This window comes from Erwinia psidii (genome assembly GCF_003846135.1).
Classification (GTDB): domain Bacteria; phylum Pseudomonadota; class Gammaproteobacteria; order Enterobacterales; family Enterobacteriaceae; genus Erwinia; species Erwinia psidii.
Genome location: NZ_RHHM01000013.1, coordinates 16,957 through 35,590, shown reverse-complemented (window position 1 = coordinate 35,590; position 18,634 = coordinate 16,957). Strand labels below are relative to the sequence as shown.

The window sequence follows — 18,634 nt, the reverse complement described above, 5'->3', positions numbered from 1 at the left end:
TCAGGGCAAAAACTGACAGGTATGACAGCGCTTTGTCATGCCTGTCATGTTCAGAGAATATAGGGATGGAGGCTTACGTCTTTGCGGTCGAGATAATGAACTGACTGTATACGACGAATGGTGCGGGATTTGCCACGAATCAATAATGTTTCTGTGGTGGCCAGATTGCCGCCGCGGGTAATACCTTTCAGCAGATCGCCGCTGGTTATGCCGGTGGCCGAGAAGATGACATTATCGTTACGTGCCATTTCATCCAGTTGTAGTACCTTGCCTGCGGTTATGCCCATTTCCGCACAGCGTCGTAACTCCTGCTCACCCATCGCCCGATTTTCAGGTGTGTCACCTTTTACGTCGTGACGTGCTAACAGCCGCCCCTGCATATCGCCATCCAGTGCGCGGATTGCCGCAGCTGAAATCACCCCTTCTGGCGCACCACCGATGCCGTAAAGTACATCCACTTCACTGTCTGGCATACTGGTCAGCAGGGAGGCGGCCACATCGCCATCTGGAATAGCAAAAATGCGAACGCCTAACTGCTTCAGTTGCGCGATAACCAGATCGTGGCGGGGTTTTGCCAACAGGGTAACCGTTAATTCCGTGAGTGGTTTTTGCAACGCTTTAGCGATCCGTTGCAGATTTTTATCCAATGGTTGAGTCAGATCGATGACGCCTTTTGCGCCAGGTCCGACAATCAGCTTCTCCATGTACATATCAGGCGCATTCAGGAAACTTCCTTTATCACCCACGGCCAGTACGGCTAATGCATTCGCCTGTCCCATGGCGGTCATTCTTGTGCCTTCAATCGGGTCAACGGCAATATCCACATTGTCACCTTTGCCCGTGCCGACCTTTTCACCGATATACAGCATTGGGGCTTCATCAATTTCCCCCTCGCCAATAACGATCTGGCCGTTGATATCCACTTTATTAAGCATGATACGCATGGCGTGAACAGCTGCATCGTCGGCGGCATTTTTATCACCGCGTCCCAGCCACTTATACCCTGCCAGCGCCGCAGCTTCTGTGACGCGTGAAAATTCAATGGCGAGTTCTCTTTTCATGGTTTGCCCTGGAGAGGAGATTGGGCGGGGGAGTTTATCACAGGAGCCAAAAGGGAGGAAAACGCCCGTGATGACCATCATCACGGGCGGGGTACATCGTTTATGCGTCGTCCTGCTCTTCCCATGCCTGGGCACGGGCAACGGCTTTTTTCCAGCCGGCATAGCGGAAGTTACGTTCTGAGCTTTCGATGCCAGGGCGGAACTCACGCTCGATAACGGCTTTCTCACGCACTTCGTCCAGATCTTTCCAGAAGCCAACGGCCAAACCAGCGAGGTAAGCTGCACCTAATGCCGTTACTTCGCGGACTTCAGGACGTTCAACGCGGGTGCCAAGGATATCGGACTGGAACTGCATCAGGAAGTTGTTGGCGACCGCACCGCCGTCCACGCGCAGCGATTGCAGGCGGGTATCAGCATCATTCTGCATCGCTTCCAGTACATCACGCGTCTGATAGGCAATCGACTCCAGGGTGGCGCGAATAATGTGGTTAGCATTTGCACCGCGTGTCAGGCCGAAAATCGCACCGCGCGCATACGGGTCCCAGTAAGGTGCACCTAAACCCGTGAACGCAGGAACCACATATACGCCGTTGCTGTCTTTCACTTTCATCGCGAAGTATTCAGAATCGGTGGAATCACCAATCAATTTCATCTCATCACGTAACCACTGAATGGATGCCCCACCGATAAACACAGCCCCTTCGAGCGCATAGTTTACTTCACCACGTGGACCACAGGCGATAGTGGTCAGCAGGCCATGAGTTGATGCTACCGCTTCAGTCCCGGTATTCATCAACATAAAGCAGCCGGTACCGTAGGTATTCTTCGCCATGCCGGGCTGAACACACATCTGACCATAAAGTGCCGCCTGCTGATCCCCTGCAATACCTGAGATAGGTATGCGCGTACCACCTTTGCCACCGATGTTAGTCTGACCATATACTTCAGAAGACGACTTCACTTCTGGCAACATTTCGCGTGGGATATCCAGGATATCCAGCATACGCTGATCCCATTCCAGCTTGTGGATATTGAACATCATGGTACGCGAGGCGTTGGTATAATCTGTGATATGAACACGCCCCTGGGTCATTTTCCACACCAGCCAGCAGTCAACGGTACCAAACAGCAGTTCGCCACGTTTAGCACGCTCGCGGGCGCCTTCGACGTTATCGAGGATCCACTTCACCTTGGTTCCAGAGAAGTAAGGGTTGATAACTAACCCCGTGGTGCTCTGAATATATTCTTCGAGTCCCTCTTTTTTCAGTTTTGCACAGTAATCAGCGGTACGTGGATCCTGCCAGACGATAGCGTTATATACAGGTTTACCGGTTTCTTTGTCCCAGACGATGGCGGTCTCACGTTGGTTAGTGATGCCGAGCGCGGCGATTTCGTCGGAACGGATATCGGCATGCGCCAGCACTTCGACCAGCGTGGAACTCTGTGATGCCCAGATGTCCATTGGGTCATGCTCGACCCAGCCTGGTTTGGGATAGATTTGCTGAAATTCACGCTGTGAAACTGCCACAATATTGGAATCATGATCCAGTACAACAGCACGGGAGCTGGTTGTACCCTGATCGAGCGCGACTATATATTTTTTTTCTGTGGTCATAAATCCTTCCTGATGATTCAAAAGGTTAGCCTTTACGCTTTATGCTGCTCAGCACGCGCTATCGTCTTATCTTCTTTCTCTACTACTGCAACCGCACCTGGCAGGTTGCGGGAAATCAACATGCGGTAGCCGAACGCACCAACGCTGGCACCGACGATTGGGCCAAAAATTGGCACAAGGAAATACGGAATGTCACGGCCACCGGTGAAAGCAACATTGCCCCAGCCAGCCAGCCATTCAAAGAGTTTAGGTCCAAAATCACGGGCAGGGTTCAGTGCGAAACCAGTCAGTGGGCCGGTGGCGCCACCGATGATGGCAATTAACAGGCCGACAAGCAGAGGGGCCATCGGGCCACGCGGCAAGCCGTTACCGTCATCAGTCAGGGCCATAATCAGCCCCAGCATCACGGCGGTGATGACTGCTTCAACCAGGAAAGCCTGGCCGACGCTGATGTGCGCGTTAGGATAAGTCGAGAAAACCCCAGCAAGTTCAAGACTTTCCACGCTGCCACGAACAATGTGATGCGCCTGTTCGTAATCCAGAAACAGGTTATGATAGAGTCCGTAAACCAAAGCGGCTGAACAGAAGGCACCGGCAATTTGCGCCAGAATATAGGGTACGACTTTACGGGCTTCGAAATTAGCGAAAATACAAAGTGCGATAGTGACGGCTGGGTTTAAATGCGCACCGGAAATGGCAGCACTGAGATAGATAGCCATAGCAACGGCAATCCCCCAGATGATGCTAATCTCCCACAGTCCGAGAACCGCCCCGGCCAGTTTTGTTGCGGCGACACAGCCAGCACCAAAGAAAATAATGGTACCGACTCCCAGGAATTCTGCGATGCACTGCCCTTTGAGCGTGCTTGTTATTTGAGTCATGTTGGCGTTTCCTGAAGGCGAGGTTAAATGTTGAACTGCGTTTTATCTCATTCCCTGAGTGGCCCTGATTATTTGTAGGCTTGTTGTGAATTTATCGTTAACGAGCATAAACGAGAAATAGCGAAATCAAAACTTGTGCTCTGCGTCAAAAAAATGAGCGTTTTCGCGTCTTTTACCAGTTTGGAAAAGGTCGTTCTGATTTTCCTGTTTAATTTTTTATCTTTTTATTAACAATAAACTCACTTTGATTGTGGTCAAATGTTACATTCACCAGGTCTTGACTGAAAAGTGTTACAGACTGCACCCCCTGTCGGTTCGATGCTGGACTTGCCGTGCTGGGGTACTTACAATCGGGGCATCGTTGTTACCCGTGAGAGACTGGTCAATCCCCCAGGGTTGCGGGTAACAGCATCAACGCTTGCGATTAGAAAGAGGTTACAACCATGTCATTTGAAGTATTTGAAAAACTGGAAGCGAAAGTACAGCAGGCGATTGATACCATCACTCTGCTGCAGATGGAAATTGAAGAGCTGAAAGAGCAGAACAATAATCTGAATAACCAGGTACAGCAGGCAGCAGGCAACAGTGAGTCGCTGGTGCGTGAAAACCAGTCTCTGAAAGAAGAGCAGCATGTCTGGCAGGAGCGTTTGCGTGCGCTGTTGGGGAAAATGGAAGAGGTCTGAGTCATTCAGACTGAAAAAAAGCGGGTGCCCACGGCACCCGTTTTAATTTATTCGATGTCGAGGGGGTCTTCGGAGAGGATAATTCCCGTGTTATCGGCGTAGAGATGGTCCCCGGAGAAAAAGGTCACGCCGCCAAAGTTGACCCTGATGTCGCTTTCGCCAATACCTTCACCGGCGGCGCCTACCGGAATTGCGGCAATGGCCTGAATGCCAATATCCAGCTCTTCCAGATCGTCAACCTGACGTACTGAACCGTACACGACGATACCTTCCCACTCATTTTGCAGCGCCAGCCTTGCCAGTGACGCATCGACCAGCGCGCGGCGAACCGAGCCACCGCCGTCGATTAACAGAACACGACCACGCCCGTTTTCCTCCAGTAAATCGTAGAGAAGCCCGTTATCTTCGAAACATTTTACCGTGATGATCTGCCCTCCAAACGAGGTGCGACCCCCGAAGTTTGAGAAGAGCGGTTCAACGACGTTTACATCTTCATGATAGATGTCGCAGAGTTCGGAAGTGTCATATTTCATAAGTGGTTCGTCTGTTTGCCGCAGGAAGTGGGAGTATATCGCTTTCTGCTGGCTGTTGGCAAAACCATCAATTGCTAAAAATTGCGATGGGTCAAGTAGATTGTGTTTAGTTGACGACAAGGCCGACAGCAAAAAGCACATTAACCAGCAGGGCAGTCTTGACGGTGGTTACCAGCAGGGGGCGCATGGCGACCGCGCTGGGTTGCTCCAGCACATAACGGCCCTGGCGGAACAGCCACGGAGCGGCCAGCAGGAATAACCAGCCAGCCATGTTTAGTGAGTTCACTATAGCAAACAGCGCGAAGCACAGCATTGCGCCTGCCAGAAGCAGCAGATGATAGTAGCGGGCTCTGGTTGCCCCTAACCGAACCGCGAGCGTGAATTTGCCGTTCTGGCGGTCATTTTCGATATCACGCATATTATTGGCGTTGAGGACAGCAACCGCCAGTAGTCCACAACCACTGGCTGGCCACAATAACGCCGTCTGGAAGCTGTGTGTCTGCAAGTAATAGCTGCCCAGCACGCCCAGCCAGCCAAAAAAAATAAGCACCGACGCATCACCAAGTCCAAGATAGCCGTAAGGTTTCTTCCCCACCGTATAGGTAATAGCGGCGAGGATAGCCAGCGCACCCATTGCCAGAAAGCCCAGAATATCGTTAAGTGACTGACAGGAACGAGCCACCAGCGATACGCCTGACACAACGGTCAGTGCAGCTGTAATTACGAGGGCAAAGCGCATCTGTTTCTGACTGATTGCGCCTTTCTGCATCCCGCGCAAGGGACCGATGCGCGTCGGCGTGTCGCTACCTTTCAGCGCATCGCCATAATCATTAGCAAGATTCGACAGGATTTGTAGCAGCGCAGTAGTGAGCAGAACAAGGATGGCCACGGACAGCGTGAAATGTCCACTCCACCATGCCAGAGCTGAACCTGTGATCACCGAAGCACAGGCCAGAGGCAGCGTACGCAACCGCAGACTTTCCAGCCAGGCGCGAAACGGTGAGATAGCCGTAATGGGGTAGATATTTTCTGTCATAAAGTTGTCCCCCGGCTGAAGATGATAAGCGTGGTGAATGCCGGAAAGTATACTCGCTGTGCCTTATAAAGCCTTAATCCACGTCAAGGATCTTAATACCGGCAGTAGTGGTGGTCATCACAGCGGTTGCTGGTGCGGAGAATAAGCGTAAACCACTTAATGAATGCAACGATTTGTAGCCAGCCGCGGCCTGAATGCGCTGGGAGAGCTAAAAAGAGAGCGATGATTTTGTGCAACAGGAGATTGCTTTAATATGCAATGGCTTCGGGCTACACAGCGGTAGAGCGGAACACGGTATATTACCCGTTGTCGCACGTCGTGGCTTGAAAATATCGCCGGTCATGTGATTGACCGGCATATGTGGCTAAAAATTACAGGATAAAACGGCTGAGATCTTCGTCAGCGACCAGTTCATCCAGATGCTTACCAACGTAGTCCGCATCAATGGTGATCGACTCGCCGTTACGGTCACTGGCATCGTAGGAAATCTCTTCCATCAGACGTTCAAGCACCGTATGCAGGCGGCGGGCACCGATATTTTCAGCCGTTTCATTAACCTGCCATGCCGCTGCGGCAATCTTGCTGATACCGTTATCGGTAAAGTGAATATCCACCCCTTCGGTTTTCATCAGCGCTTTGTATTGCACGGTAACGGAGGCATTTGGCTCAATAAGAATGCGTTCGAAGTCGTGAGTGGTCAACGCCTGCAACTCGACACGGATCGGCAGACGTCCCTGCAGTTCCGGGATGAGGTCGGAAGGGCTGGCGACCTGGAATGCGCCGGAGGCGATAAACAGAATATGGTCAGTTTTCACCATACCGTGCTTGGTGGAAACGGTGCATCCTTCCACCAGCGGCAGCAGGTCACGTTGTACGCCTTCACGGGAAACGTCGGGACCTGAGCTTTCACCACGCTTACAGACTTTATCGATCTCATCAATAAATACGATACCGTGCTGTTCAACAGCATCGATCGCTTCCTGCTTAAGTTCTTCAGGGTTGACCAGCTTGGCGGCTTCTTCTTCCACCAGTATCTTCATTGCATCTTTGATTTTAAGCTTGCGAGGCTTCTGTTTCTGACCGCCCAGATTCTGAAACATCGATTGCAACTGGCTGGTCATCTCTTCCATACCTGGAGGGGCCATGATTTCCACCCCCACAGGGGAGGCAGCCAGGTCGATCTCAATCTCTTTATCGTCCAGTTCCCCTTCACGCAGCTTTTTGCGGAAAGACTGGCGGGCCGCAGAAGGCTCAGCCTGAGATTCAGCCTGGCCCCAGTTGTTTTTTGCCGGTGGGATCAGTGCGTCAAGAATGCGCTCTTCGGCCATCTCTTCGGCGCGATAGCGATTTTTCTCAATGGCCTGAGAACGTACCATTTTCACCGCAGAGTCCGTCAAATCGCGGATGATCGAATCCACTTCTTTACCGACATAGCCCACTTCAGTGAACTTTGTCGCTTCGACTTTGATAAAAGGCGCGTTAGCCAGTTTTGCCAGACGGCGGGCAATTTCGGTTTTACCCACCCCTGTCGGACCAATCATCAAAATATTTTTAGGGGTGACCTCATGACGCAATTCTTCATCCAGCTGCATACGACGCCAGCGGTTGCGAAGGGCGATGGCGACAGCGCGCTTGGCCCCATCCTGACCAATGATAAATTTGTTCAGCTCGCTGACGATTTCGCGCGGAGTCATTTCAGACATAGTTAAGTCCTTATGCTTTAGACGATAATTCTTCGATGGTGAGATTGTTGTTGGTATAGATGCAGATATCGCCTGCAATACCCAGCGCTTTTTTGACAATATCGCGCGCACCGATTTCGGTGTTTTCCAGTAGCGCACGGGCCGCAGCCTGTGCGTAAGGCCCACCGGAACCGATGGCAATCAGGTCGTTTTCAGGCTGAATAACGTCGCCATTACCGGTGATGATCAGGGACGCGTTTTCGTCGGCTACGGCCAAAAGGGCCTCCAGTTTGCGCAGCATGCGGTCGGTACGCCAGTCCTTCGCCAGTTCAACCGCTGCTTTTACCAGATGGCCCTGATGCATTTCCAGCTTACGTTCAAACAGTTCAAACAGGGTAAAAGCATCTGCGGTACCGCCAGCAAAACCGGCAATGACTTTGTCATTATAGAGACGGCGCACTTTTTTGACGTTGCCTTTCATTACGGTGTTGCCGAGGGTAGCCTGGCCATCACCGCCAATTACTACCTGGCCGTTGCGTCGTACACTTACAATTGTTGTCACGGGCAGACCCCTTGTTGCAGTCAGAAAAATTTCCCCGCAGCATGGCTACGGGGATTTGTTTATGCCAACAGATGTGGGGCAGATTTGGGAGGTTTCAACCCCCGGTAGCAAGGGGAATGCAATTTGTGTGGCCTGAACCGCGCAGCCTTTTCAGCGTGCTGTCGGCGGCAGGGCGGTTATTCAGTGGTCCGATGACCACACGATTCCAGCCGCCACCGGTGGTAATACGACTTTCAAAGCCTTCGAAGGCCAACTGCGCACGGACAGATTCTGCCTGATCGGTGCCTTTGAACGAGCCACATTGTACCATCCAGCGTGAGATTTTCTCTTTTGCCACCTCTTTCGGTTGCATTTCTGCTTTCGGTTGCGTTTCTGCTTTTGGCTGTGGCGCTGCGTGCGGCTGGGCTACGGGCTGATGTGTCGGCTCTCGCGTGATTGGCGCTGCCTGTTGCGTTCGGTTTTGCGGCAGTATATGCGTCTGCTGAGCCTGAGCCTGAGCCTGAGCCTGAGCCTGAGCCTGAGCCTGAGCCTGAGCCTGAGCCTGAGCCTGGCTATGGGGTTGTTGTTGCCGCGACTGGCGCTGTAACTCGCTTTGTTGCTGCTGGTGTTGCAGCGTTTGCTGACGTTGCAGTGTCTGCTGACGCTGTGCCGGCGTCTGTTCGTTCCACGGCACTTCATTCAGTTGCGTAGGCTGCTGGCGCATATCCGCCTGCATCTGCTCCAGCAACTGGCGCTGCTCGTCGGTAAGTTGAGTTTGTGAATGTACTTCTCCCCCAGCAGAAGGCTCGGTTGGGGTTGGCACCGCCATCTGGCGGTTCTCCAGCTCTTTTATGTAGCGCCAGCGTTCTTCTGGTTTAGGCGGTAAGCCGTTTCCTGGCGTTTTGTGATCCGGGATTACCGCCGTTTCTTCTTTTTTATGGTGGGCGATAAACCACAATCCTCCGACAAAGGTCACCAGCACTGCTACGGCAAGCACCACCATTATCTTTGATACACCTGAACCACCACTACGCTTTTTAGTGCGACCTTTGGTTTTCTTACGCTGCGTCCCTGTCGAACGCCCGCGGCTTACATAATCTTTTTGTGCCACTATCGTTCCGCTAATAAACAGTGAAAAAAGTGAGGCCGGAGAGTAAATCAGTGCTGGCGTACCGGCGGCCAGTTCGCCATGTTACTCAAGGGCCGGAACTTTGACCAGCAGCGATGCCATTAAGAATCTGCTGAATGTCAATTTCAGAGCAACCGCGTCTGTTTTTATACTGTTAATCTCTCTCATGAAACGAAGGTGCCGTACTGCCACGCACTTTCAGTTCAAAATCTAACAGACGTGAGCCAGTACTGACCATTTTCCCCTGCAACTGTTCAAGCAGCAGATTCATTGCCTCGCGGCCTATGTTAAATCTTGGTTGGACGATGGTGGTCAACTGCGGATCGCTGTAGCGAGACAGTTCAATATCATCAAAACCAATCAGAGACAGATCCTGAGGCACACGCAAGCCCATATTTTTTGCCTGGGACATTGCACCCAGCGCCATGATGTCGCTGTGACAAAACAGGGCGTCCGGTGGTGCAGGTAGCGCCATCAGTTGTTTCATTGCGGTGGAGCCGGCATCGAAAGTGAAGTCGCCCCGCACAATATAGCGTGGTTCCAGCGCAATGCCATGGCGTTGCAGCGCCTGAATATACCCTTGCAGACGATAATGACACAGCGGCATATGATGCGGGCCAGCAATGCAGGCAATGCGGCTGTGGCCCAGCTTCAGCAGGTGGTTAACCGCTTCAAACGCTGCGGTCAGATTGTCAATATGCACGGACGGCAGCTCAAGTTCCGGGGCGAACTCGTGCGCCATGACCATTGGCGGCATATTTTGCCGTGCTTCCACACTACTTTCAAAAGGCAGTTGTGAACCCAGGATTATCACTCCGTCAATCTGGCGGCTTGTCATCAGGTTCAGAAAGGCGTGCTCATGAGGTCTCTGATGGGCGCAATCGCCAATCAGTACCAGGTAGCCTCGTTCGGCTGCAACCAGTTCAATCCCCCGGATTATCTCACTGAAAAAAGGATCGCAGATATCGGGGACAATCACCAGAACCACCCGTGACTCGTTGCGTCTGGCATTGCGCGTCATGCTGTGGGGAGAGTAACCAACCGCAATAACTGCTGCTTCTACTTTTTTTCGTGTGGAAGCTGAGACTTTATCCGGGTTCATCAATGTGCGTGAAACGGTTGCCGTAGATACGCCCGCTTTTTCCGCCACATCCCTCATGGTGGCACCCACACTCTCTTGCTTCTGCTCCAACGCTTTTCTCCTGACGCCAGCTAATGCTGACCTGACAATCATTATTCTGATAACAACAGTGCTGTTGACAAACTACTGTTGACCCTCCTCACACAGTGAAAGGATGCTAACGGATGGCATAATTTAATTTGCATAAAAATTGTGACCAGTGCGACTTTTTTCGATCACACTCGCAGCGATTTTTTGCAACAAAAAAGCGTCTCAACTTTCAGTTGGATCGATATCCAGCGTCCATTTGACTTTTTTGGCCTGTGGCAGCGTCCCAATAAGGGGCAGCATCGATTTTATCAGGCGCTGCAAATGTCCGCGCGAAGGGTGTTGGAGAAGTAATTGCCAGCGATAACGTCCGCTGCGTTTGGGCTGGAGTGCGGGAACCGGCCCCATCAACCAGAAAGTGTCGTCTTTCATTGGGCTGGCTTCCAGCAGGTTTCGCAATTGTTGCAGGAATCGTGACGACTGCTGATTATCATGATCTTCCGAACGAAACAGCGCATGGCTGGTAAAGGGAGGAAGGAAGACGGTGTTGCGCTCAACCAGTGCCTGCTGAGCAAAGGCGTCATAACCCTGATGCAGTAATGTTTGCAGTAGCGGGTGTTCCGGGTGATGGGTTTGTAACGCAACGTCACCCTGTTTGCCCGCCCTGCCAGCGCGCCCCGCGACCTGGGTATAAAGCTGGGCAAAACGTTCTGCAGATCGGAAATCAGCAGAAAAGAGCGCGCCATCCACATCCAGCAACGATACCAACGTAACGTCGGGAAAATGGTGTCCCTTAGCCAACATCTGTGTACCCACCAGAATACGTGCACCACCACGGTTAATCTCTGCCAGTTGCTGTTCAAGTGCGCCTTTGCGGCTGGTGGTATCACGGTCAATACGCGTCAGTGGCACGCCGGGAAACTGCTGGTTCAGGTTCTGTTCCAGCTGTTCTGTTCCCAGTCCAACCGGCATAAGATGTGTCGAACCACATTGCGGACACTGATGCGGAATGGGCCGCTGGCTGTCGCAATGATGACAGCGCAACTGCTGTTGATGCTGATGGAGGGTGTAATAGCGATCGCAGCGCTGGCATTCTGCAATCCAGCCGCATTCATGGCACAGCATGGCGGGGGAAAAACCACGGCGGTTGAGAAACAGTAGCACCTGATTGTCCGCGTTCAGATGTTGGTCCATTTTTTTTAGCAGAGCAGGAGAAAGGCCCCCCTGTAGCCGGACACCTTTGAGATCGATAAGCTGTTGGGTTGCCATACGCGCATTGCCGGCGCGCCTGCTCAGATTCAACTGCCGGTATTTGCCCCGCTGCACATTGTGCAGCGTTTCAAGCGAAGGTGTTGCGGTGCCCATGACGACAGGAATATCTTCCTGCTGTGCCCGAAACACCGCCAGATCGCGTGCCTGGTAACGCCAGCCTTCCTGCTGCTTATAAGAGCTGTCGTGCTCTTCATCAATGATAATGACGCCCAGACGCACAAAGGGAGTAAACAGTGCCGAGCGTGTACCGATAACGATGGCCGTTTCGCCGTGGTAGGCGCGTAGCCATACCGTCAGTCGCTCACTGTCATTAAGCGCAGAATGCAGAACATCAATTGGCGCGTTGAAGCGTTCGCGAAAACGGGCAATGGTCTGTGGCGTAAGCCCTATTTCTGGCACCAGCACCAATGCCTGATTTCCCTTTGCCAGAACATTTTCCAGCACGCTGAGGTAGACCTCTGTTTTACCTGAACCGGTGATGCCTGCAAGTAACCATGCAGCAAAATGGTCGTCCTCACTGCGGATTGCACCTACCGCGGTGGCTTGCTCCGTATTGAGCCGCAGCCGTTCTCCTTGCACGGTATAGCCGTTGCGCCAGTCTTCACGAGTGATGTTGGCGGCCTGCAAATCACACAGTCCTCTGGCTCGCAGCGCCTGTAGTACTGCGTCACTGATATCATGCTGGCGAATTTCGTGGCGATAGAGGTTTTTCTGACGCAGTGCGGCCAGCGCTTTTTGCTGTTTTGGTGTGCGCTTCAGTTCTTCCAGTGCGGTTGCCTTTCCTGCTTCGCTGATAGCCCATTGCCAGAGTGGTGCTTCCTGTGCCGGTTTGCCCTGGCGAAGCAGAACAGGAATGGCATGAAACAGCACTTCCCCCAGCGGATAATGATAATAATCAGCGGCCCATATCAGGATGCGCCAGAGTGAGGGGGGATAAAGTGAGCGGACGTCCAGCACATCGTATACGGTTTTTAGCTGTTCGGGCGGCAGATCGCTGTTCTCTGCAAGTCCGACGACGACGCCAATAGCTTTGCGGTTGCCGAAAGGCACACTGACGCGTACACCTGGGCCGGTGACAGACAGATGTGATGGCAACAGATAATCAAAGCTGCGTGCAAGAGGGATGGGCAGTGCGACCTGAACAACGGGCATGAATTCATCCGTATAAAAAGATAAGCGGCACAGTGTACACCGTGTCGCCCGGAATGTGCGGATTCGATTGCAGTGGGCGGTTAATTTCTGTATAGTTCGCCGCCGTTGATACCTTATTAGTTGTGGTATCACATACACCTGAATTTTAATCTTCGTGTGGTGCCTGTGCAGGTTGTTCCTGGCACGGGAGAGCGACACGGCCTTTACTGAGGTTTCCCATGAAAAAAGGTATTCACCCAAATTACGTTGAAGTTACTGCTAAATGTTCATGCGGTAACGAAATCAAAACCCGCTCAACGGTGGGTCGTGACCTGAACCTGGACGTGTGCGGTAGCTGCCACCCGTTCTATACCGGCAAGCAGCGTGATGTTGCTACCGGCGGTCGTGTTGATCGCTTCAACAAGCGTTTCAGCATCCCTGGTGGCAAAAAGTAAGCTGCCAGTCAGAAACGGTTTACGTTTCGGATGTGATAAAAAAACCCAGCGCAGGCTGGGTTTTTTTATGCTGTCGTATATTCAACAGACGGCTTTCTGCACGTCAGTATTCCCAGGTATCCGGGTCTACGCCCATCTGGCGCATAATTGCCTTTGCGTCTTCTGGTATTTCATCGCTACGTTCTTTGCGCAGATCAACATCGTCCGGTAAAGGTTGTCCGGTGAAGGCGTGCAGAAAGGCTTCACACAGCAATTCACTGTTAGTGGCATGTCGCAAATTATTCACCTGTCGGCGGGTGCGCTCATCGGTCAGAATTTTCAGAACCTTTAACGGAATGGATACCGTGATTTTTTTGACCTGCTCGCTCTTTTTACCGTGTTCGGCGTAAGGGCTGATATATTCGCCGTTCCATTCAGCCATGGGTTACCTTAATTATCATTAAAATTGAAAATGCCAAAATTTAGCTAATTATGCCTGACGTTTGCGCTGTTCACACTGGCCACGCAGTACTTTCCGCTGGCTTTGACGGTACAATATTAACGTTTATTGGCGGTTTGCTCAATCTGTACGCAAAGACATTTAGATGTCCAGATGTATTGACGTCTGTTTTTGCGCTGATATGCTTACACACTCTCATTATCCCCTTTCAGGAATTTATGCACCATGACGCGTAAACAGGCAACAATCGCTGTTCGCAGCGGTTTGAATGATGACGAACAGTATGGCTGCGTTGTCCCTCCCATCCATCTCTCCAGCACTTATAACTTCACTGATTTCAACCAGCCCCGTGCACACGACTATTCCCGGCGAGGTAATCCTACCCGTGATGTCGTTCAGCGCGCGCTTGCTGCACTGGAAGGGGGAGCCGGGGCGGTGATGACCAATACCGGTATGTCTGCGATTCACCTGGTGTGTACCGTGTTCCTGAAGCCGGGTGACCTGCTGATCGCGCCGCACGACTGCTATGGTGGCAGCTATCGTCTGTTTGACAGTCTGAGCAAACGCGGCGCTTACCGGGTGAAGTTTGTTGACCAGGGCGACGAGGCGGCGCTAAAAGACGCACTGGCAGAAAAACCAGCGCTGGTGCTGATCGAAAGCCCCAGCAATCCACTGCTGCGTGTGGTGGATATTGCGACAATCTGTCAGGCAGCCAGTGACGCCGGAGCGCTGAGCGTGGTGGATAACACCTTTCTCAGTCCGGCACTGCAAAATCCGCTGGCGCTGGGTGCCGATCTGGTTGTGCATTCCTGCACCAAATATCTGAATGGTCACTCTGATGTGGTGGCAGGCGCGGTAATCGCGAAAGATCCGGCGCTGGTCACTGAACTGGCATGGTGGGCAAACAATATTGGTGTGACCGGTGCGGCCTTCGACAGCTATCTGTTGCTTCGCGGCTTACGAACACTGGTACCGCGCATGGCAGCGGCGCAACGCAACGCGCTGGCCATTGTTGACTATCTCAGGCAACAGCCTATGGTGAAAAAGTTGTATCATCCTTCTCTGCCGGAAAACGCAGGCCATCAGTTTGCGCTGCGACAGCAAAAAGGTTTTGGTGCGATGTTGAGTTTTGAACTGGATGGGGATGAGCAACGATTACGCTGCTTCCTGAAGGCGCTGCAACTGTTCACCCTTGCCGAATCTCTGGGCGGAGTGGAAAGCCTGATTTCTCACACGGCAACCATGACCCATGCAGGGATGTCGGCTGAAGCGCGTGCGGCGGCAGGTATTTCAGAAACGCTGTTGCGCATTTCTGTCGGTATTGAAGACCACGAAGATTTGATCGCCGATCTGGATAACGCATTTCGGATCGCGGCCGAGGGGTAAGGATGAGTCACTCAGCAGCGGTAGCAGTAACACGTCAGTTGCATAAGTTCGGTGGCAGCAGTCTTGCTGACGCCAAATGTTATCTTCGTGTCGCCGGAATTATGGCGGAATACAGCCATCCTGGGGATGTAATGGTGGTTTCAGCGGCTGGCAGCACTACCAATCAGTTAATTAGTTGGTTGAAGCTGAGCCAGAGCGATCGGCTCTCTGCCCATCAGGTCCAACAGGCGCTGCGACGCTACCACAGTGAGTTGATTAACAGTCTGCTGCTGGCTGATGTGGCGGAAGTGCTGATTACCACCTTTATCCACGATCTTGAAAAACTGGCGGCGCTACTGGATGGCAAAATCACTGAAGCGGTCTATGCCGACGTGGTGGGGCACGGAGAAATCTGGTCAGCACGATTGATGTCGGCGGTGCTCAACGCTCAGGATATCGCGGCAAGCTGGCTCGATGCGCGTGATTTCCTGTGTGCTGAGCGGGCTGCCCAGCCGCAGGTCGATGAGGAGCAATCCCGGCCGCTGCTACACCAGTTAATGGCACAATATCCGGGACGGCGTCTGGTTGTCACCGGCTTTATCAGCCGGAACGTGCTGGGTGAAACGGTGTTGTTGGGACGAAATGGCAGCGACTACTCGGCAACCCAGATCGGCGCACTGGCGGGGGTGTCGCGTGTCACCATCTGGAGCGACGTGGCCGGAGTTTACAGCGCGGATCCTCGTAAGGTCAAAGATGCCTGCCTGCTGCCTTTGCTGCGTCTGGATGAAGCCAGCGAACTGGCGCGTCTGGCAGCACCGGTGTTACACACCCGTACACTGCAACCTGTTTCAGTTAGCGATATTGATTTGCAGCTACGGTGTAGCTATCAGCCAGAACAGGGCTCCACCCGGATTGAACGTGTATTGGCCTCAGGCACCGGCGCGCGGATTGTGACCAGTCATGATGATGTCTGCCTGATTGAGTTCCAGGTTCCGCCGCAGCATGATTTCGCGGCGTTGTACAAAGAAATCGATCATCTGTTGAAACGGGCGCAAATCCGCCCGCTGGCAACCGGCGTGCATCCTGACCGCAATCTGTTGCAGCTTTGCTACACCTCTGAAGTGGTTAGCAGCGCGCTGACGTTATTACAGGACGCGGCTATGCCGGGTCGTGTGCAGCTGCGTCAGGGGATGGCGCTGGTGGCGTTGGTAGGTGCAGGCGTTTGTCGTAATCCGCTGCACAGTCACCGTTTCTGGCAGCAGTTGCAGGATCAGCCCGTAGAATTTATCTGGCAGTCGGAAGAGGGGATAAGCCTGGTCGCAGTATTGCGCGTCGGTCCGACAGAACATCTGGTGCGTGGCCTGCATCAGTCGCTATTCCGTGCAGAGAAACAGGTTGGTCTGGTGTTGTTCGGCAAAGGAAATATCGGTTCGCGCTGGCTGGAACTGTTTGCCCGCGAACAGGGCTCGCTTTCTGCACGCACTGGTTTTGAATTTATCCTGGCAGGTGTGGTGGACAGCCGCCGTAGTCTGTTGAGTTATGATGGGCTGGATGCCAGCCGGGCGCTGGCCTTTTTTGAAGATGAAGCGCAGGAACGGGATGAAGAAACCCTGTTTCTGTGGATGCGTGCTCACCCATTTGATGATCTGGTGGTGTTGGATGTTACCGCCAGCGAGCAGCTGGCGGCGCAATACCTGGATTTTGCCAGCCACGGTTTTCATGTCATTGGCGCAAATAAACTGGCCGGTGCCGCCAGTGGCGATCGCTACCGACAGATCAGGGATGCTTTCGCGAAAACGAACCGGCAGTGGCTCTATAACGCTACCGTGGGTGCCGGGCTACCGGTAAATCACACGGTACGCGATCTGCGTGAAAGCGGGGACAGTATCCTGTCGATCAGCGGGGTGTTTTCCGGCACGCTCTCCTGGCTGTTTTTACAATATGACGGCACGGTGCCCTTCACCGAACTGGTGGATCAGGCGTGGCAGCAGGGCCTGACAGAACCCGATCCTCGTGTCGATCTGATGGGACAGGATGTGATGCGCAAGCTGGTGATTCTGGCGCGTGAAGCAGGTTATGACATTGAACCCGGCCAGGTGCGCGTTGAATCGTTGGTGCCGAAAAATTGTGAAGGTGAATCCATCGATCACTTCTTTGAAAACAGCGACGCGCTGAATGAACAGATGAAGCAGCGTTATGAAGCGGCGCAGGAAATGGGACTGTTGCTTCGCTATGTGGCGCGGTTTGATGCCAATGGCAAAGCCCGTGTAGGTGTGGAAGCGGTCCGTGATGATCATCCTCTGGCTTCTCTGTTGCCTTGTGATAATGTTTTTGCCATTGAAAGCCGCTGGTATCGTGATAACCCGCTGGTGATCCGCGGGCCGGGAGCAGGGCGCGACGTCACTGCCGGTGCTATCCAGTCGGATATTAATCGCCTGGCGCATTTACTGTAAGTCTTTCAGGGCCGGGATCCTTCGGCCCGTTTCTTCTCTTCACAAAACATCCCGTCATGTGAATTTATTTCAACTTCGTTGAGAATTTGTCACGGCCATTAATCATTTATCGATTGACTAAAAAGCCGCCATCCTGCACTTTGAATGTCTGGACGTCTAAACGTATGGATGTTCATTTTGGACTGTCATTCACTGTGCGATTGAGGAGGGAAGCCATGAGTTTTTTCCATGCCAACCAGCGCGAGGCGCTGAATCAAAGTCTGGCCGAGCTGAACGGGCAAATTAACGTTTCTTTTGAGTTTTTTCCGCCCCGTACCAGCGAAATGGAACAGACCCTGTGGGCTTCTATTGATCGTCTCAGCAGTCTGAAACCGAAGTTTGTATCGGTGACCTACGGCGCCAACTCTGGTGAGCGTGATCGTACTCACAGCATTATCAAAGGAATCAAAGATCGTACAGGGCTGGAAGCAGCGCCGCATCTGACCTGCATTGATGCCACTCGCGATGAATTGCGCGCTATTGCTCAGGATTACTGGAACAACGGAATTCGTCACATTGTGGCGTTACGCGGCGATCTGCCTTCAGACGGAGGTAAGCCCGGAATGTATGGTGCCGATCTGGTCGCACTGCTGCGTGAGGTGGGCGACTTTGACATTTCTGTCGCGGCCTATCCTGAAGTACACCCGGAGGCAAAAAGCGCTCAGGCTGACCTGATCAACCTCAGGCGCAAAATTGATGCCGGCGCTAACCATGCCATTACCCAGTTCTTTTTTGATGTTGAGGGCTATCTCCGTTTCCGCGATCGCTGCGTGAACGCCGGAATTGACGTGGAAATTGTGCCCGGCATTTTGCCGGTGTCAAATTTTAAGCAGTTACAGCGTTTTGCCGCACTGACCAATGTGCGTGTGCCGGGGTGGATGAACAGTATGTTCGAAGGTCTGGATGACGATCCTGAAACCCGCAAAATGGTGGGAGCTAATGTGGCGATGGATATGGTGAAAATCCTCAGTCGGGAAGGGGTGAAGGACTTTCATTTTTACACGCTTAATCGCGCCGAACTAAGTTACGCTATTTGTCATACACTGGGCGTTCGTCCGGCGGTGTCTCACTGATTCATATTGCAGGAGAGTCCGGTGCGCGGCAGGTTGTTTAGCGATAACCAGGAAGGCCTCAGATGAGGCCTTCCTGGT

16 protein-coding genes are annotated in these 18,634 nt (G+C 52.8%); 5 read left to right on the top strand and 11 right to left on the bottom strand.

The features are described from left to right. Nucleotides 1-50 precede the first annotated feature (50 nt). The 3 genes from glpX to EB241_RS15560 all read right to left on the bottom strand — a co-directional run bounded on the left by glpX (nt 51) and on the right by EB241_RS15560 (nt 3,557). Complete coding sequence (gene glpX / locus EB241_RS15570) at nt 51-1,061, bottom strand: class II fructose-bisphosphatase (RefSeq protein WP_124234036.1); 1,011 nt, start codon at nt 1,059-1,061, stop codon at nt 51-53. Nucleotides 1,062-1,161: 100 nt separating this feature from the next. Beyond that, complete coding sequence (glpK, locus tag EB241_RS15565) at nt 1,162-2,676, bottom strand: glycerol kinase GlpK (protein WP_124234035.1); 1,515 nt, start codon at nt 2,674-2,676, stop codon at nt 1,162-1,164. Nucleotides 2,677-2,708: 32 nt separating this feature from the next. Then, nucleotides 2,709-3,557 (bottom strand): MIP/aquaporin family protein, encoded by an 849-nt coding sequence (locus EB241_RS15560; RefSeq protein ID WP_124234034.1) that lies wholly within the window; start codon nt 3,555-3,557, stop codon nt 2,709-2,711. Nucleotides 3,558-4,000: 443 nt separating this feature from the next. Between EB241_RS15560 and zapB the strand changes: the two genes are divergently transcribed. After that, nucleotides 4,001-4,240, top strand: a complete 240-nt coding sequence (gene zapB, locus EB241_RS15555) for a cell division protein ZapB (protein WP_124234033.1) — start codon at nt 4,001-4,003, stop codon at nt 4,238-4,240. Between the two features lie 47 nt (nt 4,241-4,287). Here the strand turns inward: zapB and rraA are convergent, their stop codons facing one another. The 7 genes from rraA to priA form a co-directional block, all read right to left on the bottom strand. After that, nucleotides 4,288-4,773, bottom strand: coding sequence for a ribonuclease E activity regulator RraA (rraA, locus tag EB241_RS15550; RefSeq protein ID WP_124234032.1), 486 nt, complete (start codon nt 4,771-4,773; stop codon nt 4,288-4,290). Nucleotides 4,774-4,879: 106 nt separating this feature from the next. Further along, nucleotides 4,880-5,809 carry a 1,4-dihydroxy-2-naphthoate polyprenyltransferase gene (locus EB241_RS15545; protein ID WP_199737375.1) on the bottom strand — a complete coding sequence of 310 codons (930 nt, stop codon included), beginning with the start codon at nt 5,807-5,809 and terminating at the stop codon, nt 4,880-4,882. A gap of 371 nt (nt 5,810-6,180) precedes the next feature. Then, nucleotides 6,181-7,512, bottom strand: coding sequence for an HslU--HslV peptidase ATPase subunit (hslU, locus tag EB241_RS15540; RefSeq protein ID WP_124234031.1), 1,332 nt, complete (start codon nt 7,510-7,512; stop codon nt 6,181-6,183). Between the two features lie 10 nt (nt 7,513-7,522). Continuing rightward, nucleotides 7,523-8,053, bottom strand: coding sequence for an ATP-dependent protease subunit HslV (hslV, locus tag EB241_RS15535; RefSeq protein WP_124234030.1), 531 nt, complete (start codon nt 8,051-8,053; stop codon nt 7,523-7,525). Between the two features lie 94 nt (nt 8,054-8,147). Then, a complete protein-coding gene (gene ftsN, locus EB241_RS15530; RefSeq protein WP_124234029.1) occupies nt 8,148-9,143 on the bottom strand; it encodes a cell division protein FtsN in 996 nt (331 codons plus the stop codon). Between the two features lie 172 nt (nt 9,144-9,315). Beyond that, complete coding sequence (gene cytR / locus EB241_RS15525; protein WP_124234028.1) at nt 9,316-10,353, bottom strand: DNA-binding transcriptional regulator CytR; 1,038 nt, start codon at nt 10,351-10,353, stop codon at nt 9,316-9,318. Nucleotides 10,354-10,554: 201 nt separating this feature from the next. Beyond that, complete coding sequence (priA, locus tag EB241_RS15520; RefSeq protein ID WP_124234027.1) at nt 10,555-12,753, bottom strand: primosomal protein N'; 2,199 nt, start codon at nt 12,751-12,753, stop codon at nt 10,555-10,557. 218 nt (nt 12,754-12,971) lie between these two features. Here priA and rpmE point away from each other — a divergent pair, with 218 nt between their 5' ends. Next, complete coding sequence (rpmE, locus tag EB241_RS15515; protein ID WP_124234026.1) at nt 12,972-13,187, top strand: 50S ribosomal protein L31; 216 nt, start codon at nt 12,972-12,974, stop codon at nt 13,185-13,187. A 103-nt stretch (nt 13,188-13,290) separates the two neighbouring features. Here rpmE and metJ read toward each other — a convergent pair whose 3' ends face one another. Next, nucleotides 13,291-13,608: a met regulon transcriptional regulator MetJ gene (gene metJ, locus EB241_RS15510; RefSeq protein WP_124234025.1), complete on the bottom strand. Its 318-nt coding sequence runs from the start codon at nt 13,606-13,608 to the stop codon at nt 13,291-13,293. 243 nt (nt 13,609-13,851) lie between these two features. Here metJ and metB point away from each other — a divergent pair, with 243 nt between their 5' ends. From metB to metF, 3 genes are all read left to right on the top strand, one after another. Then, nucleotides 13,852-15,012, top strand: a complete 1,161-nt coding sequence (metB, locus tag EB241_RS15500; protein ID WP_124234023.1) for a cystathionine gamma-synthase — start codon at nt 13,852-13,854, stop codon at nt 15,010-15,012. A gap of 2 nt (nt 15,013-15,014) precedes the next feature. After that, complete coding sequence (locus EB241_RS15495; protein ID WP_124234022.1) at nt 15,015-17,444, top strand: bifunctional aspartate kinase/homoserine dehydrogenase II; 2,430 nt, start codon at nt 15,015-15,017, stop codon at nt 17,442-17,444. A gap of 215 nt (nt 17,445-17,659) precedes the next feature. Further along, complete coding sequence (gene metF, locus EB241_RS15490) at nt 17,660-18,556, top strand: methylenetetrahydrofolate reductase (protein WP_124234021.1); 897 nt, start codon at nt 17,660-17,662, stop codon at nt 18,554-18,556. Nucleotides 18,557-18,634 lie beyond the last annotated feature (78 nt).